The sequence below is a fragment of the Kineosporiaceae bacterium genome (assembly GCA_016713225.1).
GTDB lineage: Bacteria > Actinomycetota > Actinomycetes > Actinomycetales > Kineosporiaceae > JADJPO01.
Genome location: JADJPO010000006.1, coordinates 55,790 through 72,947, shown reverse-complemented (window position 1 = coordinate 72,947; position 17,158 = coordinate 55,790). Strand labels below are relative to the sequence as shown.

Annotated in this window: 15 protein-coding genes; 6 read left to right on the top strand and 9 right to left on the bottom strand. The window is 71.8% G+C overall.

Translation table 11 applies throughout. From position 1 onward, the window contains the following. Positions 1-10 precede the first annotated feature (10 nt). From IPK24_20725 to IPK24_20705, 5 genes are all read right to left on the bottom strand, one after another. Positions 11-895, bottom strand: coding sequence for an Fpg/Nei family DNA glycosylase (locus tag IPK24_20725; protein ID MBK8077913.1), 885 nt, complete (start codon positions 893-895; stop codon positions 11-13). Continuing rightward, on the bottom strand, positions 896-1,363 hold the full coding sequence (locus IPK24_20720) for a MarR family transcriptional regulator (protein ID MBK8077912.1): 468 nt from the start codon (positions 1,361-1,363) through the stop codon (positions 896-898). 30 nt (positions 1,364-1,393) lie between these two features. Next, on the bottom strand, positions 1,394-1,804 hold the full coding sequence (locus IPK24_20715; GenBank protein MBK8077911.1) for an EVE domain-containing protein: 411 nt from the start codon (positions 1,802-1,804) through the stop codon (positions 1,394-1,396). Continuing rightward, positions 1,804-2,262, bottom strand: coding sequence for a hypothetical protein (locus IPK24_20710; GenBank protein ID MBK8077910.1), 459 nt, complete (start codon positions 2,260-2,262; stop codon positions 1,804-1,806). Before IPK24_20710 ends, IPK24_20715 begins: the two co-directional genes overlap by 1 nt. Positions 2,263-2,391: 129 nt before the next feature. Continuing rightward, positions 2,392-5,073: a CHAT domain-containing protein gene (locus IPK24_20705; protein MBK8077909.1), complete on the bottom strand. Its 2,682-nt coding sequence runs from the start codon at positions 5,071-5,073 to the stop codon at positions 2,392-2,394. A 94-nt stretch (positions 5,074-5,167) separates the two neighbouring features. Here IPK24_20705 and IPK24_20700 point away from each other — a divergent pair, with 94 nt between their 5' ends. Beyond that, entirely contained in the window at positions 5,168-6,475 is a 1,308-nt protein-coding gene (locus IPK24_20700) for a S8/S53 family peptidase (GenBank protein MBK8077908.1), read from the top strand. Positions 6,476-6,647: 172 nt separating this feature from the next. On the opposite strand, the gene IPK24_20695 is transcribed toward IPK24_20700, so the two are convergent. Both IPK24_20695 and IPK24_20690 read right to left on the bottom strand, forming a co-directional pair. Beyond that, on the bottom strand, positions 6,648-7,031 hold the full coding sequence (locus IPK24_20695) for a DUF3037 domain-containing protein (GenBank protein ID MBK8077907.1): 384 nt from the start codon (positions 7,029-7,031) through the stop codon (positions 6,648-6,650). 11 nt (positions 7,032-7,042) lie between these two features. After that, complete coding sequence (locus tag IPK24_20690) at positions 7,043-7,858, bottom strand: hypothetical protein (GenBank protein MBK8077906.1); 816 nt, start codon at positions 7,856-7,858, stop codon at positions 7,043-7,045. Between the two features lie 284 nt (positions 7,859-8,142). Here IPK24_20690 and IPK24_20685 point away from each other — a divergent pair, with 284 nt between their 5' ends. The 3 genes from IPK24_20685 (at position 8,143) to IPK24_20675 (ending at position 12,956) form a co-directional block, all read left to right on the top strand. After that, positions 8,143-9,804, top strand: coding sequence for an alpha-D-glucose phosphate-specific phosphoglucomutase (locus IPK24_20685; GenBank protein MBK8077905.1), 1,662 nt, complete (start codon positions 8,143-8,145; stop codon positions 9,802-9,804). Positions 9,805-9,999: 195 nt separating this feature from the next. Continuing rightward, on the top strand, positions 10,000-11,430 hold the full coding sequence (locus IPK24_20680) for an aspartate aminotransferase family protein (GenBank protein MBK8077904.1): 1,431 nt from the start codon (positions 10,000-10,002) through the stop codon (positions 11,428-11,430). Further along, entirely contained in the window at positions 11,427-12,956 is a 1,530-nt protein-coding gene (locus IPK24_20675) for an FGGY-family carbohydrate kinase (GenBank protein MBK8077903.1), read from the top strand. Before IPK24_20680 ends, IPK24_20675 begins: the two co-directional genes overlap by 4 nt. 19 nt (positions 12,957-12,975) lie before the next feature. On the opposite strand, the gene IPK24_20670 is transcribed toward IPK24_20675, so the two are convergent. Then, the gene (locus IPK24_20670; GenBank protein ID MBK8077902.1) at positions 12,976-13,629 is read right to left on the bottom strand and encodes a TetR/AcrR family transcriptional regulator; all 654 of its coding nucleotides are present in this window, start codon (positions 13,627-13,629) and stop codon (positions 12,976-12,978) included. Beyond that, positions 13,616-14,263 (bottom strand): ATP-binding protein, encoded by a 648-nt coding sequence (locus IPK24_20665; protein MBK8077901.1) that lies wholly within the window; start codon positions 14,261-14,263, stop codon positions 13,616-13,618. The genes IPK24_20670 and IPK24_20665 overlap by 14 nt, the downstream gene beginning before the upstream one ends. A 91-nt stretch (positions 14,264-14,354) precedes the next feature. On the opposite strand from IPK24_20665, the gene IPK24_20660 reads away from it, so the two are divergent. Next, positions 14,355-15,611 carry a DUF1015 domain-containing protein gene (locus IPK24_20660; GenBank protein MBK8077900.1) on the top strand — a complete coding sequence of 419 codons (1,257 nt, stop codon included), beginning with the start codon at positions 14,355-14,357 and terminating at the stop codon, positions 15,609-15,611. Between the two features lie 127 nt (positions 15,612-15,738). After that, positions 15,739-17,106, top strand: a complete 1,368-nt coding sequence (locus IPK24_20655) for an FAD-binding oxidoreductase (protein MBK8077899.1) — start codon at positions 15,739-15,741, stop codon at positions 17,104-17,106. Positions 17,107-17,158: the final 52 nt, after the last annotated feature.

Sequence of the window (17,158 nt, the reverse complement as noted above, 5' to 3'; positions counted from 1 at the left end):
ACCGGGCGGGTCACTTGAGCAGGCGCGACATCCGGCGATCGGCGAGGACCTTGCCCCCGGTCTGACAGGTGGCGCAGTACTGCAGGGAGGAGTCCGCGAAGGAGACCTCACGGACGATGTCGCCGCACACCGGGCAGGCTTGACCGGTGCGGGCGTGCACCCGCATGCCCGCGCGCTTGGCGTCCTTGAGGTCCTTGGCGGGTTTGCCGGACGCCGCGGCGATCGCGCCGGTGAGCACCTCGCGCAGCGCGGTGAACAGCCGGTCGACCTCGGCGTCGTCCAGGCTCGCGGCGATCGCGAACGGTGACAACCGTGCGGCGTGCAGCACCTCGTCGCTGTAGGCGTTGCCCACCCCGGCGAGCACCGACTGCTCGCGCAACAGGCCCTTGATCTGCTGTCGCTTACCGGCCAGGACGGCGGCCAGCGCCGCCCGATCGAAACCCTCCGCCAGCGGGTCCGGTCCGAGGGCGGCGATTCCCGGCACCTCGGACGGCGAACGCACCACGTACACCGCCAGCGACTTCTTGGTGCCCGCCTCGGTGAGGTCGAACCCGGGCCGGCGTTCGCCGTCCGGCAGGTCGAGATCATCCAGCCGAACCCGTAGCGCGATCGGACCCTTGCCGGGCCGGATCACGGTCTCGGGCAGGCCGTCCGACCAGCGCAGCCACCCGGCTCGGGCGAGGTGGAAGATCAGGTGCAGCCCGCCGATGTCGAGGTCGAGGAACTTGCCGTGGCGGGCCACGCCGTCCACGGTCATGCCGGCCAGCGCGGTCGGCGGTGGGTCGTAGGTGCGCAAGACGTTGATCGTGCCGATCTCGACGCCGGCCACCACGCGGCCGACCGCACGCTCACGCAGGAACTCCACCAGGGCGGCGACCTCGGGCAGTTCAGGCATCTACCCAGTCTGCCCGCCGCCGGCCATTCGGCGAAGCAGGCTGCTGAAGGCCGTGACGTCCGGCCCGAGGGCGGCGAAGAAGTCGCGGTCGCAGGCCTCGACCACCGCCACCGCGCGATTGGCCAGCTCACGCCCGGCCTCGGTGGCCGCCAGTGCCCGCGCCCGGCCGTCGAGCGGGTGCGGACGACGGGTCACCAGGCCCAGCCCCTCGAGCGCCCGCAGCACCTGAGAGGTCATCATCGGGTCGGCCACGGCGTGATCGGCCAGCTGCTTCTGGGTGACCGGCCCCTCGACGTCCAGCCAGACCAGCGAGGCGAGCAGGACGAACTGCACGTGGGTCAGTCCGAGGGGCTTCAGTGCAGCGCGCTGTGCCGCCTGCCATCGGTTGGTCACCCGCCACAGCAGCAACCCGGGGCTGTCGTCGGCGTCGGCGAACTCGGTCGCCAGCCCGGTCTCGGGGGCTCTCACCACGACGTCCTCGACGGCATCACGAGGTCATCACGACGTCATCGTCTCGCGGATCAGGTCGACGTCGCGCTCGCTCAGGGGGAGCAGTCCCCGGCGCAGGGCATACCCCCAGTTCGGGGCCGCTGTCAGATCCAACCGGTCGCGAAGCTGCGCGATCGGCACGGACCGGGCGTCGAGGTCGTACTCGACCCGGCGCCGCCAGGGCCGGAAGCTGCCTTCATCGGCCTGCCAGATCACCTCGTCCGCGATGCGGCCGACGGCCGTGAACGCCCGCACCGGCTCGGAGCCGCCCAGTCGTTGCTGCGGCGAGTAGTAGATCAGGCCGTCGCCGAGGCTCATCCGGGCCAGGCCGGTGCGCTTGCCGTGGTTGGTCTGGGCGATGCCCAGGGCCACGCCGCGGGCCACGTGCTCGGCCGAGACGACGCCCAACCAGGCGGCCATCAGAGGGCGCCCTCGGCCACCCCGACCCGCTCTGCGCCCTCGGGATTCTCGGCCACCTCGACGAGCCGGTCGAGGTCGCCCTGCAGCGTCGCCGCGATGTCCCTGCCCAGGATCAGCGTCCACACCCGGGCGAGCGGTCCGGACATCGACACGGTCACCGTCACCGCGGTGCCACCCGGCGTCCTGCTCACTTGGTGGTCGAAGGTGAGCCGTGCCCCGAGCAGGCGCGAGGTGTCGACGAACTCGCGGCCCTCGACCAGTCGCTCGATCACGAACGACACCGTGGGGCCACCCTTCGGCTTCAGCGTTCCGGTGGCGCCGGCGACGAACGGGCCGTCGAGTCGGACCCACTCGGTGTCGAGGTTCCACTGCGGCCAGGTGGCCATGTCGGCCCAGCGTGCGAAGAACGCGGCGGGCTCGGCGGTCGAGGTGGCGTGGGCGGTGGCGAGAGTCGTCATGTATAAACTATGCGCGCTTATTAGTTTCTCGTCAAGCGCCGTCCTTGATCACCGATTGGGCGCCACTTTGCAGGGTTTTCGTCCCGAATCGGGAGTCCAAACAGTGATCATGGACTGACGAGAGACAGCTCAGGCCGCGCCGTAGGCCGTGTAGGCGAACCAGGCCATGAAGTCCACCGGTCGGTCCGTGAAGTCCTCGGCGACGGCGCCCACCGAGGCCCGCGCCGTCCACAACGCCTGCGACAAGGTGTCGCCCTGCGCGATCCGGCCGTGCAGCGCCGACATCAGCGGCACGCTCTCGCCGTCCGGCACCGGCATGGTGGCGGCCACCATGCCCGCCGTCCCGCGGGCCATGAACGCACTGACGAAGCCGAGCACCTCCTCACCGGCGTAGCTGACCTGCGCCCCCGAGCGGCATGCCGCCAGCACCACGCGGTGCACCAACCGACTGGAGGCGGCCAGCTCGTGCACGGTCAGCGATCCGTCACTGAGCTGGAACGAGGAGAACGTCGGGTTGTCGGTGCGCAGGAACCCGTGGCACGCCAGGTGCGCCACCCGCGCCGACGACAACGCCGCGGTCACCGCCTGCACCGTGCTCGCCGGGGGCAGCATCACCCTCGCCGAAGTCGGCGCGTACACCGCCTCGAGCACGCTCACCTCGGCCAACGCGCCGGGCAGATCGGGGCCCGCCACCAGGACGACGTCCGCGCCCCGCGCCGGCGTCGCGGGCACCGGTGGGGTGCGGGTCCGCAGCCACATCGACGCGGACGGCGCCACGCTCACCGGCGCCTGCTGCAGCGCCGACCAAGGGACGCCGTGCAACCCCCGCGCCGGGACGATCACCAACGGGATGTCCGGCGCGCAGTGCAACGGCTCGAGCAGCAACAACCCCAGCCGATCCAGCACCAGGGCGGCCGAGCGCAGCGCCGACCGGGCGGCGATGCCACCCCGGCTCAGCCGCCGCATCGCGAAACGCAGCGCCTCACGCTCGGCCGCGACCTTGGCGTACGAGCCCAGCCGAACCATCCGGGTACGGCGCGGCTCGACGACGACGGCCAGCACCTCGCCGTCCAACACCGCGAACTCGACCAGCACCGCACCGCCGAGCTCGGCCCGCAACGAGGCGGCGCCCACCAGCTGTTCCTGGCCGGCGGCCTGCGCGGTGGTGGCCCAGGCGGCGCGGCGGATCCGGCGTTCCAGCGAGCGCACCCGCCCCGACAGGTCGACCGACGCCCCGGCGTCCGCCCGGCGGGCCTCGCGCAGGTCGGACTCGACCGCCCGCAGCGTCGCGAGCGCTTGCTGGATCTCGGGTGCCGGGGGCGGGTCCACCAACACCATGGCCGCGGCCCGGGTGCGTTCCAACCAGGTCAGCACCCGCGCCGCCGACGCCGTCGGCACCAGCGCACGCAGGCCCAACACCCCGAGCTGCTCACCGTGGCCCGACGCCAGCGCCCGCAGTTCCATCGACGGCAGGGCGGCCCGGTGGCGGGCCAGGTCGTCCAGACCCAGGCGCGCCTGCCGCACGACCTCACCCTGCCGCCCGGTCAGACCGGCAGCGGACGCCGCCGCGAGCCGCCCGCGCAACCGCACCAGCACGGATTGGCCGCGCGAGAGCTCGTGGGCACGCTGCCAGGAATCCAGCGCCGCGGCGCGGCGACCCAGGCGGTCGGCGAGCTGCCCCGCGACGAGGTGGGCCTCGACCGCCGAGCTCAGCTGTCCTCGTTCGAGCGCTCCTGCTGCCCGCCGGATGGCGCGCAGATCGGCCGGGGTGGCCGACCCGAGGGCCATCACCAGCTCGGCCCGGGTGATCAGCGCCCCGGCCACCCACATCGGACGACGTTGTCGACGCAGCGCCGCGAGGGCGTCGTCCACCTGTCGCAGCGCCTCGGCCGGTTCGCCGTCCAGCATCGACAACCGAGCACGGCGCAGTCGCGCCTCGGCCGCCATCAGCGGAGCGCCCAGCCGTTCGAGGTCCGTGACGGCCCGCTGGGTGACCTCGGCCGCCTCGCGCATCAGCCGCAGGTCGACCAGGGCGTCGGCGTACTCGACGGAGAAGTCCGCGGTGGGCATCGAGGCCTTGACGAACCGGCGCTCGGCGTCCTCGAAGGCGCGCATGCTCTCGGACAGCCGGCCGGACTGCATCAACACCCAGGCGCGCGACTGGGCGACCGCTGCGGCCAGACCCGGTCCGAGCACCTGGGCGCCGTCCAGCGCCGCATCGGCGAACGGCAGCCCTTCGTCGGCCCGGCCGCACATCGCGAGCAGGTGAGCCAGGTTGTTACCCGCCTTCACGTGCACCGCCGGTGGACAGGACGGGCGCGCGAGCAGTTCGCGGTAGAGCTGCCCGGCGTCGATCAGGGCGCCCTGGTTGTGGCACAACACGGCCCGCTGCAAGGTGATCTGGCACCGGCTGCCGCTCTCGATCTCGCCGCCGTGCCGAGTGGCCCAGGACAGCGCCTGGTCGAGATCGTGGTGCGCGGCGGTCATCCGGCCCAGCTCGTGGTTCACCGCCGCCCGACTGGCGAGCAGCTCGGGGAGGCGTCGGGTGAGTCCGTGGCGCTCGGCCACCCGCACCGCTGCGTCGAGCCGCTGGCGAGCCGCGTGGTTGCCGACCAGCAGGTGCTCGATCCAGCCCAGGGCGTGCAACGCGACGACGAGCGCCTCGTGGTCGCCGCGGCGGCGGCTCTCCTCGATCAAGATTCTGGTGGCCGCCATGTACGAACGCGGGTCGGACACCGCTCCTTCGTACGCCAGCTCGGCGTGGCGTACCAGGCTGTGCCCCGGCTCCGCGATCGCGGGTGTCGGAGCCATGGCCAACCGCCTCTGCCGGGGGGAAGACTGCAGCCACATCGTAGAGACCGCCACCGGCGGCGCCCTACAGGATTACGCATCGAGGGGACACAGCATGAGCGGGCATCAGATCCGCCCCGGGGACTACTCCTACTCGCCCGACCAGCAGGTCATCGCCGACGCCGAACGCGAACGGCTCGGGGCGCAGCTGACCGCGCTCAGTCACCGGGATCGGTTCACCCTGGAGCGCAATGCCGACCGCCGACTCGCCCGGGCCGGCTGGTTCGACTTCGCCCGCGGCCGGCACCTGGCCGAGCATCACGCCTACGTCAAGGACGAGCGGTTGGTGCACGTCCTCGACCGGGGCACGACGGAGTGGTCGCTGGAGACCGCCGAGTCGGCGGACGACACCTTCTACCGACGCGAGCGCACCGGGGCCGTTCAGACGGCGCCGATCCACGTCGTGGCCGAGGGCTCGGTGATCAAGGGGGACAGCTCCCCCGAACGCACCGATCGCCGATTCACCCACAGCAGCGCGATCGTCGCGGACATTGCCGAGCAGCCGCCCGCGCGAATCGCCGTGATCGACACCGGCCTGGCCAAGGAGAAGCGCTCGGACGCCTGGCTGGCCGAGGTGCCCCGCACCGACGCCAACCGTGACGAGCTGGACGGCGCCGACGACACTCCGCACCGACTGGACCTGGGTGCCGGGCACGGCACCTTCGTGGCGGGTGTGGTGCAACAGGTCTGCCCGAGCGCACAGATCACGATGTACAAGGCGCTGGACAGCGACGGCGTCGGGCGCGAGGACGAACTGGCGACGACCCTGTTGCAGGCCGCCGCGGATGGCCACGAGATCATGACGTTGTCGCTCGGCACCGACACCGCGGACGGCGAGCCGCCGCTGGCGCTCCAGCTGGCGATGCGCCGCCTGGCGGCGGAGTACCCGGAGGTTCTGGTGATCGCCGCCGCCGGCAACGACGGCAACGACACCGAGATGTGGCCGGCGGCGTTCAAGAACGTCGTGGCCGTGGCGGCCCTCACCGCCGAGCTTCAGCCGACGGAATGGTCGAGCCGGGGCGACTGGGTGAGCTGCTCGACCGTCGGCGAGGGCATCGTGTCGACCTTTGTCGACGGCACCGAGACCGCCGCGGCGGGCGGCAGTGTGTTCGGCCCCAGTTCCTGGGCGATGTGGTCCGGCACCTCCTTCGCGGCACCGCAGATCGCGGGTGCGGTGGCCCGGCTGCTGCAGGCGAACCGGGACGCCGCCTGGACGCCGCGCCAGGCCTACGAGGCCCTGCTCGCCGCCGCGCCGGCGCTGCCGGGGTTCGGGCGCGTGATCCGGCTGCTGCCCGGTACGGCTCGGCCCGCGGGCTTCCGCTTCCCCGTGACGACTGCGGCGCCCGCCCCGGTGCAGACCTGAGCACCTGAGCCCGCACCACCCAGACCCCAGCCCACCCCCACCGCGACCGTCCATGATCACCGTTAGATCGCAGTTTGCTCCGCTCGAGCCGGAGCAAACTGCGATCTAACGGTGATCTTCGAGGCGTGGTGGGCAGCGGGGTCGGGTCAGGCGGGGTCGTGTCAGGTCGAGCTCAGCGCACCAGCCGGGTCATCAACCGGTCGAGGGTGCGCTGCGGGTCACCGGTGACGCCGGAGTGCACCGGCCCGGGTTGGACGACGGTGCTGCGTGGGGCGGTCAGCCAGCCGAACCGTTCACCCGTCGTCCACCCGGGTTGGGCACCGCCCTCGCAGACGGCCCGGATGCCGTCGAGCGCGGCGTGCACGGTGTCGAGGTCGAGCTGCGGGTCGAGTGCGAGCAGCCGCGCGTCGTCCAGGTGGACGTCGATCACCAGCCGGCCCGGCCGGTCGGCGGTGTGGTGGCAGTAGAGCACCACCCCGATGTTCAGGTATTCGCCGCGGTCCACCCGCGGGACGGCGCGCAGCACCGTGTACTGGAACGGAACCCGTTCGGGCACAGAGTGTTCACTCATGGGATCAACCCCTGCTGCCAGGGGCGGTCACCGGCCAGCCGGGCCAGCAACTGGACGACGTAGCGCTCCCGCCAGGCGTCGGCGCTGCGAGCGGGCAGGCCCGAGCGCTCACGGGACTCGGCGTCGCTTCGGGCGGAGTTCATGTCGAGCAACCACTCGTCCGGGACGACGTCCAGTACCTCGCGCAGTACCGGCTCGGTGAGTGCAGCGGCACAGGCGGCGTCCAGCTCGGCCCACGCCGCGGCGTCCAGGCGGCGCGCCATCGGCAGCAGCACGTGCTCGGACAGGTCATAGACCTTGACCGCCCACACGAGCGGGTCGGGCCAGGCGTGCTGGAAGACCAACGCCCCGGCGTGGTCGATCGCCCACAGCTGCCGGTGCCAGACCAGCAGGTTGGGGTTGCGCCAGGTGCGGTCGACGTTGGCGGTAGCGGCGTCCAGCCACAGCACCCGGGCGGCGTCCCGAGCCGGTGGCGCCCACCGACCCAGGCCGTCATAGCCGACCGACCCGGGCAGGAAGTCCAGGCCGAGGTTGGCCCCGGCGCTGACCCGCAGCAGGTCCTGCACCTCTTCGTCGGGTTCACGCGGGGCGATGCGGTCGTCGAGCTCGACCACCACCACCTCGGGCACCCGCACCCCGAGCCGGCGGCCGAGCTCACCGACGATGACCTCGGCCACCAGTGAGGCGGTGCCCTGCCCGGCGCCGCGGAACTTGGTGACGTAGATGCCGTCGTCGTCCGCCTCGATCAGTCCCGGTAACGAGCCACCCTCACGCAACGGCGTCACATAGGCGGTGGCCTGGACGACGCGCAACGGGGGCACGTCCCGAACTCTAGGCGCTGGTCATGATCACTGTTATCTCGCAGTTCACTCCGGTTCACCGGGAGCAGACTGCGATCCAACGGTGATCATGGTGACTGGAACGGTCTGATCCTCCCGCTCGGCCCCTGACCTGGCCCGGCTGACGCACATCGGGACCCATGGGACCGTGCACCAGCCCTCACCGCCCGTTAGCCTCCGATGCGGGACGACCATCTCGGGCGCCACCAGGGGACATGCACCACCAAGACAGTGCGTGACGAAGGGACGAGCTCCTCATGGCTCACGAACGCGCCGGGCAGCCGGCTCAGGCCAGTGATCTGATCGATGTCGCGCACCTGGTGACCGCGTATTACACCACCTGGCCCGATCTGGACGACCCGGCGCAGCGCGTCGCCTTCGGCACCTCCGGTCACCGCGGGTCGAGCCTGAAGGGCGCGTTCACCGAGGCGCACATCGTGGCCACCACGCAGGCGATCTGCGACTACCGCGCCGCCCAGGGCATCGCCGGCCCGCTGTTCGTCGGCCGCGACACCCACGGGCTGTCCGAGCCGGCCTGGGCCAGTGCGCTCGAGGTGCTGGCCGCCAACGGCGTCACCACGCTGATCGACGACCGCGACCGCTACACCCCGACCCCCGCGGTGAGCCACGCGATCCTGAAGGCCAACCGCGCCCTGGGTGGAGCTCCCGACGGAGGAGACAACGCTGCCCGCGCCGACGGCATCGTGATCACGCCGTCCCACAACCCGCCGGCCGACGGCGGCTTCAAGTACAACCCGCCGCACGGTGGCCCGGCCGACACCGACGCCACGAAGTGGATCGAGAACCGCGCCAACGAGCTGATCACCGCCCGGCTGGACGGCGTCAAGCGCGTCCCGCTGGCCCGCGCCCTGGCCGCCGAGACCACCTCGCGCTACGACTTCCTGGGCAGCTACATCGACGACCTGCCCAACGTGCTCAACCTGGACGCCGTCCGCGAGGCCGGCCTGCACATCGGCGCCGACCCGCTGGGCGGTGCGAGCGTCGACTACTGGGGCGAGATCGCCGAGCGCCACCGCCTCGACCTGACGGTGATCAACCCGCTGGTCGACGCCACCTGGCGGTTCATGACGCTCGACTGGGACGGCAAGATCCGCATGGACTGCTCCTCGCCGTCCGCGATGGCCTCGCTGATCGCCAACAAGGACGCGTACGCGATCTCGACCGGCAACGACGCCGACTCCGACCGGCACGGCATCGTGACCCCCGACGGCGGTCTGATGAACCCGAACCACTTCCTGGCGGTGGCGATCCAGTACCTGTTCGCGAACCGTCCGGCCTGGGGCGCGGACGTCGCGATCGGCAAGACGCTGGTGTCGTCGTCCATGATCGACCGGGTGGCGGCCGCGCTGGGACGCACCCTGCTCGAGGTGCCGGTCGGGTTCAAGTGGTTCGTGCCCGGCCTGCTCGACGGCTCGGTCGGCTTCGGTGGCGAGGAGAGCGCCGGGGCGAGCTTCCTGCGCCACGACGGCACGGTGTGGACCACCGACAAGGACGGCATCCTGCTGGCGCTGCTGGCCAGTGAGATCCAGGCGGTCACGGGTACGTCGCCGAGCGAGCACTATGCAGCGCTGGCCGCCGAGCACGGTGCCCCCGCCTACGCCCGGATCGATGCCGCGGCCTCGCGCGAGCAGAAGGCCGTGCTCGGCAAGCTGTCGCCCGACCAGGTCACCGCCACCGAGCTGGCCGGCGAGCCGATCACCGCCAAGCTCACCGAGGCCCCCGGCAACGGCGCGGCCATCGGCGGGCTCAAGGTGACCACCGAGTCGGCCTGGTTCGCGGCGCGTCCCTCGGGCACCGAGGACGTCTACAAGATCTACGCCGAGTCGTTCCAGGGTGCCGAACACCTCGCGCAGGTGCAGGCTGCCGCCAAGGAGCTGGTGGACGGCGTCCTCGGCTGAGTTCACCGCCGAGTCGCCCATGATCACCGTCTTGCAGGGACTTCCCCGAGCTGGGGGAACCCCCGCAAGGCGGTGATCTCTTCGTGATGGACGACAATCGCCGGGTACGCACACCGGGATGGTCATCCTCATGGCCGGATAAACATGAACGTGATTCATGTAGCCTCGCGCTGCAGTCCCCCGGAAGGCAGGCCCATGAGCGAGTACCCCTACGCCGAGCGCTACCCGGTCAACCGCGGGCTGCCCGACCACGGCCGACCACGCCAGGCGATTCTCGACGAGCTGGCCACCATCGCCGCCGCCGAGGACGCCACCTGGGCCGACGGCCGCATCTCGGGCACGATCTACAGCGGGGACGCCGACCACTACGCCTTCCTGACCCGGGCGTACGGGCACTTCGCCCACGTCAACGCCCTGCAACGCGACCTGTGCCCGTCGATGACCCGGTTCGAGGGCGAGATCATCGCGATGGTGCTCGACCTGATGCACGGCGAGGCGATCAGCGGCCCACACCCGGACGGCGCGCCGGCCACCGAGCCCGCCGGCCTGGTCACCAGCGGTGGGACGGGCAGCATCCTGCACGCCCTGCTCGCCTACCGTGAGCACGCCCGCGCCACCCGGGGCATCACCGCGCCCAACATCGTCAAGCCCGAGACCGCGCACGCCGCCTTCGACAAGGGCTGTCACCTGTTCGGCATCGAGTGCCGCACCGTGCCGGTCGACCCCGACACCACCCTGGTGCGCCCGCAGGACGTCGCCGCACAGATCGACGCCGACACCATGGCCATCATCGGCTCGGCCGGCAGCTACCCGTACGGCACCGTCGACCCGATCGGTGCACTCTCGGAGCTGGCCCTCGCCCGCGGCGTGGGGCTGCACGTCGACGGCTGCCTGGGCGGGTTCATCCTGGCCTTCGCCGCCGATCACGGATACGACCTGCCCCCCTTCGACTTCCGCGTCCCCGGGGTCACCTCGATCTCGATCGACACCCACAAGTACGGCTACGCCCCCAAGGGCTCGTCGGTCGTGCTGTTCCGCGACAAGGCGTTACGCACCGCGCAGTACTTCCACCTGGTGGGTTGGTCGGGCGGCAAGTACATGTCACCCGGCATGGACGGGTCACGCTCGGGCGGCCTGTTGGCCGCCACCTGGGCCGCACTGGTGCAGTACGGCCGCGAGGGCTACCGCCGCTACGCCGGCGAGATCCTGAGCACCGCCCGCGAGCTGATGGACGCCGTCACCGCCCACCCCGAGCTGCGACTCATGGGCGAGCCCACCTTCTGTTTCTCGTTCACCAGCACCGAGTTCGACATCTACCACGTGGCCGACTTCATGCGACCCCGGGGCTGGCGGTTCAACGGCCAGCAGTACCCGAACGCGATCCACCTGGCGGTCACGCGGCCGCAGACCCGGCCGGGCGTCGTCCAGGCCTTCACGACCGACCTGGCCGAGGCGGTCGCCTACGCGAGACAGCGCCACGCGGACGGCGCCACCCCCGAGCTCGGTGCGATCTACGGCGGCGTGGCCGGTGGCCTCACCGAGGCGAGCGAGATGTTCATCGTCGGCTTCATGAACGCCATCCTCGACAGTCAGCAAGGGCTACCGCCGGCCCAGACCACGCCATGACCGAACTGGTGCTGTCCATCGACCACGGCAGCGGCGGCTCCAAGGCCGGGCTGGTCACGTTCACCGGCGAGATCGTGTGGTCCTGGAACGAGCGGCTCGACATCGTCAACAGCTCGGCCGCCCAGGACGCCGAGGGCTGGTGGCAGTCGCTGACCACTGCCATCCGGGAGGGGATCCGGGCCGGCGGGTGGGGTGCTCGGGTGGCGGCCGTCGCGGTGACCGGGCAGTGGTCGAGCACGATCGCGGTGGACGTCGACGGGCTGCCGGTGACCGAGTGCCTGATGTGGACCGACACCCGCGGTGCGGACTACTCCCGGGAACGGTTCGCCGGGCCGGTGGCGGGCTTCTCGCCTCGGGCCGCGGTCACCTGGCTCCGGCGCTCCGGCGGCATCCCCAACCCGGCCGGGTCCGACCCGATCGCCCACATGCTGCACCTGGACCGCGACCGGCCCGAGATCCAGGACCGTGCCCGGTGGTACCTCGAGCCCGTCGACTACCTGACGATGCGGTTCACCGGGGTGCCCGCCGCGACGGTGATGTCGATGTTCCCGTCCTGGTTGATCGACAACCGCACGGCACACCCCACCGGCTATGACCCGGTCCTGGTCGACCGCGCGGGTATCAACCCCGACCGGCTGCCGCCCCTGGTGCCCAACGGTTCGGTGATCGGCACGGTCAGGCCGGACGTCGCGGCGTCCCTGGGCATCTCGGCCTCGGCTCGGGTGGTCACCGGGCTGCCGGACATCCACAACGCCGTGGTGGCCTCCGGGTGCACCGAGCTCCACCAGACCCACATCGGGCTCGGCACGTCCGACTGGGTGACCTGCCCCATGCCGCGCAAGACCACCAGCCTGCGCTGGCAGATGGCCTCCGTGCCCGGCCTCGGCCTCAGCGATGCCGAGGGCGACTACATCCTGGTCAACAGCCAGGACAACGCCGGCCGCGCGATGGAGTGGTTCCGCCATGCGGTGGCCCCCGACCTGGACCACGAGCAGATCGAGGTACTGGCGGCGTCCGCGCCCGTCGGCTCGGGTGGGGTGATCTTCACCCCGTGGCTCACCGGCGAACACTGCCCGGTCGATGATCGCCTGGCCCGCGGTGGCTTCCACAACGTCTCGCTCACCAGCGGGCGAGGTGAGCTGGCGCGCGCGGTGATGGAGGGCGTGGCCCTGAACGTGCGGTGGCTGCTCACCGGAGCCGAGCAGGTGACCCGCCACCGACTCGACCCGATCCGGGTGATCGGGGGCGCCGCGCGCAGCGATCTGTGGTGCCGGATCGTCGCCGACGTCACCGGGCGCACCCTGGAGCGGGTTGCCGACCCGGCGCTGGCCGGGGTGCGCGGCGGCGGACTCTACGCCGGCCTGGTGCTCGGTCACGTCGCCCGCGCGCAGCTGCGTGATCTGGTGCCCGTCGACCGGGTGTTCACCCCCGACCCGCATCACCGGGCGGTCTACGACCGGTTGTTCGCCGAGTTCCCCCGACTGCACGCCCGCACCAAGGGCATGTTCCGGCGGCTCAACGGGTGATCGGGGCCGGTGCCGCTGATCAGGGCCGGTGCCGGGGATCGGCCGCGATGTCGGCGAGGTAGAGCTGCAGGATGCGCAGTGCCTCCTCCAACGTCGTGGGATCGCCGGCCGGGTCGACCCGAAACGCCAGGTACAGCAACGAGTCCGCGGCCTGGGTGGCCACCCGACACACGGTCCGGAGCCGGTCGGAGGGCACCAGGTGTTCCTGGGCGACCAGCAGTTCGGTCAACAGATCGGTGAAGGTCTCGACGTCCCGGTCGTCCTGGCGCTGCGCCATGGGGCTGAGTTGGCGCTCGACCCAGATGGCAACGTAGGCCGGGTCGGCCCGCAGCCGCTCGACCTGCAACCGGTACAGCTCCGCGATCACGGCCTGCCAGGGGTGGCTGCGCCGGAACGAGCCGATCTCGTCGATCATGCCCTGCATCGACAGCCCGTGCCGGTGCACCAGGGTGTCGAGCACCCCCGCCTTGTCGACGAAGAACTGGTAGACGGTGCCGATCGGGACGCCGGCCTCCTCGGCCAGGCCGCGCATGCTCAGGCCGTCCAGCCCGTCGCGCACGATGATCTGCTGCGCCGCGGCCAGGATCGCCAGCACCCGCGAGCGGCTCCGCGCCTGTTGCGGCGGCTTGCGAAGACCGGGGCACGACCCGGTCAGCCAGTCATCCTCGGACACGTCCCCGCCCCCGCGTCACCGCCCCGAGCTGGGCCCCGAGCTGGTCACCGAACTGCCGCTCGGCGGACGGCGCGCCGTCCCGGTTGTCGATCTCGAGGTGCGCCACCGGCGGCGGGACGTCGGGCTGCATCCGGGCCACGAACGCCGCGAACGCCGCGGGCGTGGCCAGCTTGCCGCCGTCGCGCGGGTTGGCCCGGCCCTCGATCCGGCGGCGCAACGTGGCGGCGTCCGAGCGCACCCACACCAACTGCACCGGATCGCCGCCCAACTGCTCGACCCACGCGGCCCAGGCCGCTGGGTCGCGGATCTGGCCGGTGAACGGAGCATCCAGCAGCACCGGGCACCCCGTGGCCCGGATCTGCCGGGCCGCCGCGGTCAGGGCCTGGTACTCGTGCCGTTTCACGTGAGCGTCGTACCACGCACCCTCGCGTTCGCCGTGATCACGGCCGTGGGCGGCCAACAGGGCCGAGACGAAGCCACTGAACAAGGTGTCCTTGTCGAGCACGGCAGCCGGGGGATCCAGCCGGTCCAGCAGGGCCGCGGCCACGGTCGACTTGCCGGCCCCCGGCGCGCCCGCGATCACCCACACCGTCGCCGGACGGGCGCCGTCCCGACTCGGCTCGCCACTGTTCACACGATCGAACGTACCCGGGACGAGGCGCTCCGTTGCGACGATCCGGTCCGTGTGGCGCTCCGGTGCCGTTCAGGTGGGGGAGGATGGAGCCATGGCGGACCTACGACCATTCCGTGCCCTGCGACCGCGCGTCGACCTCGCCGCCCGGGTGGCCGCGCCCCCGTACGACGTCGTCGACGTGGCCGAGGCGCGGGTGCTGGCCGGCGACAACCCGGACTCGTTCCTGCAGATCTCTCGCCCCGAGATCGCCTTCCCGGACGGCACCCCGGCCGACTCCGAACCGGTGCACCAGGCTGGTCGCGCCGCGCTGAACCACCTGCTCGCCCGGGGCACGTTCGTGCTCGACCCGGCGCCGACCTACTCGGTCTACCGGCAGCGCCGCGGTGAGCACGTGCAGACCGGCCTGGTCGGCTGCGCCGCGGTGGCCGACTATGCCGGTGGGCTGATCAAGACCCACGAGCAGACCCGCATCGACAAGGAGACCGACCGGATCAACCACCTGCTCGGGCTGGCCGCCCACGACGAGCCGGTGTTCCTGCTGACCAGCCCCGCAGACCCGGCCTGGAAGCCCGTGGCCGACCTGCTGGCCCGGATCACGGCCCGCCCGCCGCTGATCGACCTGGTCACCGACGACGACATCGGCCACACCCTGTGGCGGGTGGACGACGACGCCGAGGTCGCCGAGTTGGCCGCCGCTGCCGCGGGCCTTCCGGAGCTGTTCGTGGCCGACGGTCATCACCGCAGCGCAGCCGCCGCGGCCGTGGCCGAGCGCCTCGACGGAACCGGCGGCAGCGACGCCTTCCCGGTGGTGGTCTTCCCGGGAGAGGAGCTCGAGATCCTGCCCTACAACCGGGTGGTCGCCGACCTCGGTGGCCGCGACGCCCAGGGCTGGGTGAACGACCTGTCGACGCTGTTCGACATCACCCTGATCGGCCCGGCGGGCAGCGCCGGCATCGATCCCACCGGACGCCGCGAGTTCGCCATGTACTGCGCCGCCACCTGGTTCCGGCTGCGCCTGCGCGACGGCGTGGTCGAGCCGGCCCGACTGGCCGATCCCGTTGCGGGACTGGACGTCTCGCTGCTGCAGGACCTGGTGCTCGCCCCCGGTCTGGGCATCACCGACCCGCGCACCGACACCCGGGTCGCCTTCGTCGGGGGCATCCGGGGCACCGCGGAACTCGAACGGCTCGTCGACTCCGGCACCTGGGCGGCCGCCTTCGCGTTGCACCCGACCTCGGTCGCCGAGCTGGTCGCCGTCGCCGCCACCGGCCGCGACATGCCCCCCAAGTCGACCTGGTTCGAACCCAAGCTGCGCAGCGGCCTGTTCGTGCATCGGTTCGCGGTCTGAGGCTGTCGTGACCACCGGACACCTTCGGCCGGGGGGCGTCGTCCGCGCCACCGGCACGGTGCGCGCCGACGGCACGGTGTTGACCACCTCGACGGTGGCTCCGGTGACGGCCCACCCGGTCGGCGCCATGGCTCATCGCGCGGCGGTCGAACGCCTACGGGCCAGCTACCGCGCCGTGCCGACGGGCCAGACGGTCCGGCTGGCCAAGCGCACCTCGAACCTGTTCCGGCCACGGACCGTTGTCACCGCCCCCGGCCTGGACGTCACCGGGCTGACCGATGTGATCAGCATCGACGCGGCCGGACGCACCGCCGACGTGCAGGGCATGTGTACCTACGAACGGTTGGTCGCCGCGGCGCTGGCCCACGGTCTGATGCCGAAGGTGGTGCCGCAGCTGCGCACCATCACCCTCGGCGGGGCCGTCACCGGCCTGGGCATCGAGTCCTCCTCGTTCCGCAACGGGTTGCCTCACGAGTCGGTGCGCGAGCTCGACATCCTCACCGGCGACGGGCGGGTGGTCACCGCCACACCGGACGGTGAGCACGCCGCACTGTTCGCCGCCTTCCCGAACTCCTACGGCACGTTGGGGTACGCCACCCGACTACGCATCGACCTCGACCCGGTGCAGCCCTACGTCGTGACCCGCAACGTGCACTTCGGATCGCTGGAGGACCTGACCGAGGCCATCGGCGAGATCGTCACTCACCGCACCTGGCAGGACGAGCCGGTCGACTTCCTGGACGGCGTGCTGTTCGCGGGGTCACCACCCAGCACCGAGGCCTACCTGGTGCTGGGCCGCTGGTCGGACGACGCCCACCTGGCGACGCGGCTGTCGGATTACACCGGCCAGCGGGTCTACTACCAGTCGCTGCAGCGCCGTCCGACCGATGCGCTGACCGTGCACGACTACCTGTGGCGCTGGGACACCGACTGGTTCTGGTGCTCGAAGGCGTTCGGCGCCCAGCACCCGACCCTGCGCCGGCTGTGGCCCGCCGCCTGGCGCCGCAGCGACGTCTACCACCGCATCGTCGGGCTGGAGAACCGCTATCACGTGGCCGCGGCGATCGATGCGCGCCGCGGGCTGCCGGCGCGCGAGCGCGTCGTCCAGGATGTCGAGATCCCGCTGGACCGGACGGCGGACTTCTTACGCTGGTACCTCGACCACGTCCCGATGACGCCGGTCTGGCTGTGCCCACTGGTCGGGCGCGGCACCTGGTCGCTCTACCCGCTCACCCCGGGGCAGATCTACGTGAACGTCGGGTTCTGGGGCACGGTGCCCATCGCACCCGGGCAGCGCGACGGTGACGTCAACCGGCTGGTCGAGCAGGCCGTCGGCGATCACGGCGGGCACAAGTCGCTCTATTCCGATGCCTACTACGACGAGGCGGACTTCTGGGCCCGCTACGGCGGCGCGGGCTATGCCACCGTCAAGGATCGGTACGACCCCGACCGGCGGTTGCCCGATCTGTTCACCAAGGTGGTCCGCCGGGCCTGACCCCCCACACCGTGGCGCGCTGCCCCTCAACCCCGACGCCTCCTCGGCCGAC

What these genes read in the sequence shown, in the direction of transcription:
- IPK24_20715 (MBK8077911.1), bottom strand. Translation starts at nt 1,804, where the DNA reads ATGGCCGCCTGGTTGGGCGTCGTCTCGGCCGAGCACGTGGCCCGCGGC.
- IPK24_20725 (MBK8077913.1), bottom strand. Translation starts at nt 895, where the DNA reads ATGCCTGAACTGCCCGAGGTCGCCGCCCTGGTGGAGTTCCTGCGTGAG.
- IPK24_20685 (MBK8077905.1), top strand. Translation starts at nt 8,143, where the DNA reads ATGGCTCACGAACGCGCCGGGCAGCCGGCTCAGGCCAGTGATCTGATC.
- IPK24_20655 (MBK8077899.1), top strand. Translation starts at nt 15,739, where the DNA reads ATGGCTCATCGCGCGGCGGTCGAACGCCTACGGGCCAGCTACCGCGCC.
- IPK24_20700 (MBK8077908.1), top strand. Translation starts at nt 5,168, where the DNA reads ATGAGCGGGCATCAGATCCGCCCCGGGGACTACTCCTACTCGCCCGAC.
- IPK24_20710 (MBK8077910.1), bottom strand. Translation starts at nt 2,262, where the DNA reads ATGACGACTCTCGCCACCGCCCACGCCACCTCGACCGCCGAGCCCGCC.
- IPK24_20660 (MBK8077900.1), top strand. Translation starts at nt 14,355, where the DNA reads ATGGCGGACCTACGACCATTCCGTGCCCTGCGACCGCGCGTCGACCTC.
- IPK24_20680 (MBK8077904.1), top strand. Translation starts at nt 10,000, where the DNA reads ATGAGCGAGTACCCCTACGCCGAGCGCTACCCGGTCAACCGCGGGCTG.
- IPK24_20705 (MBK8077909.1), bottom strand. Translation starts at nt 5,073, where the DNA reads ATGGCTCCGACACCCGCGATCGCGGAGCCGGGGCACAGCCTGGTACGC.
- IPK24_20675 (MBK8077903.1), top strand. Translation starts at nt 11,427, where the DNA reads ATGACCGAACTGGTGCTGTCCATCGACCACGGCAGCGGCGGCTCCAAG.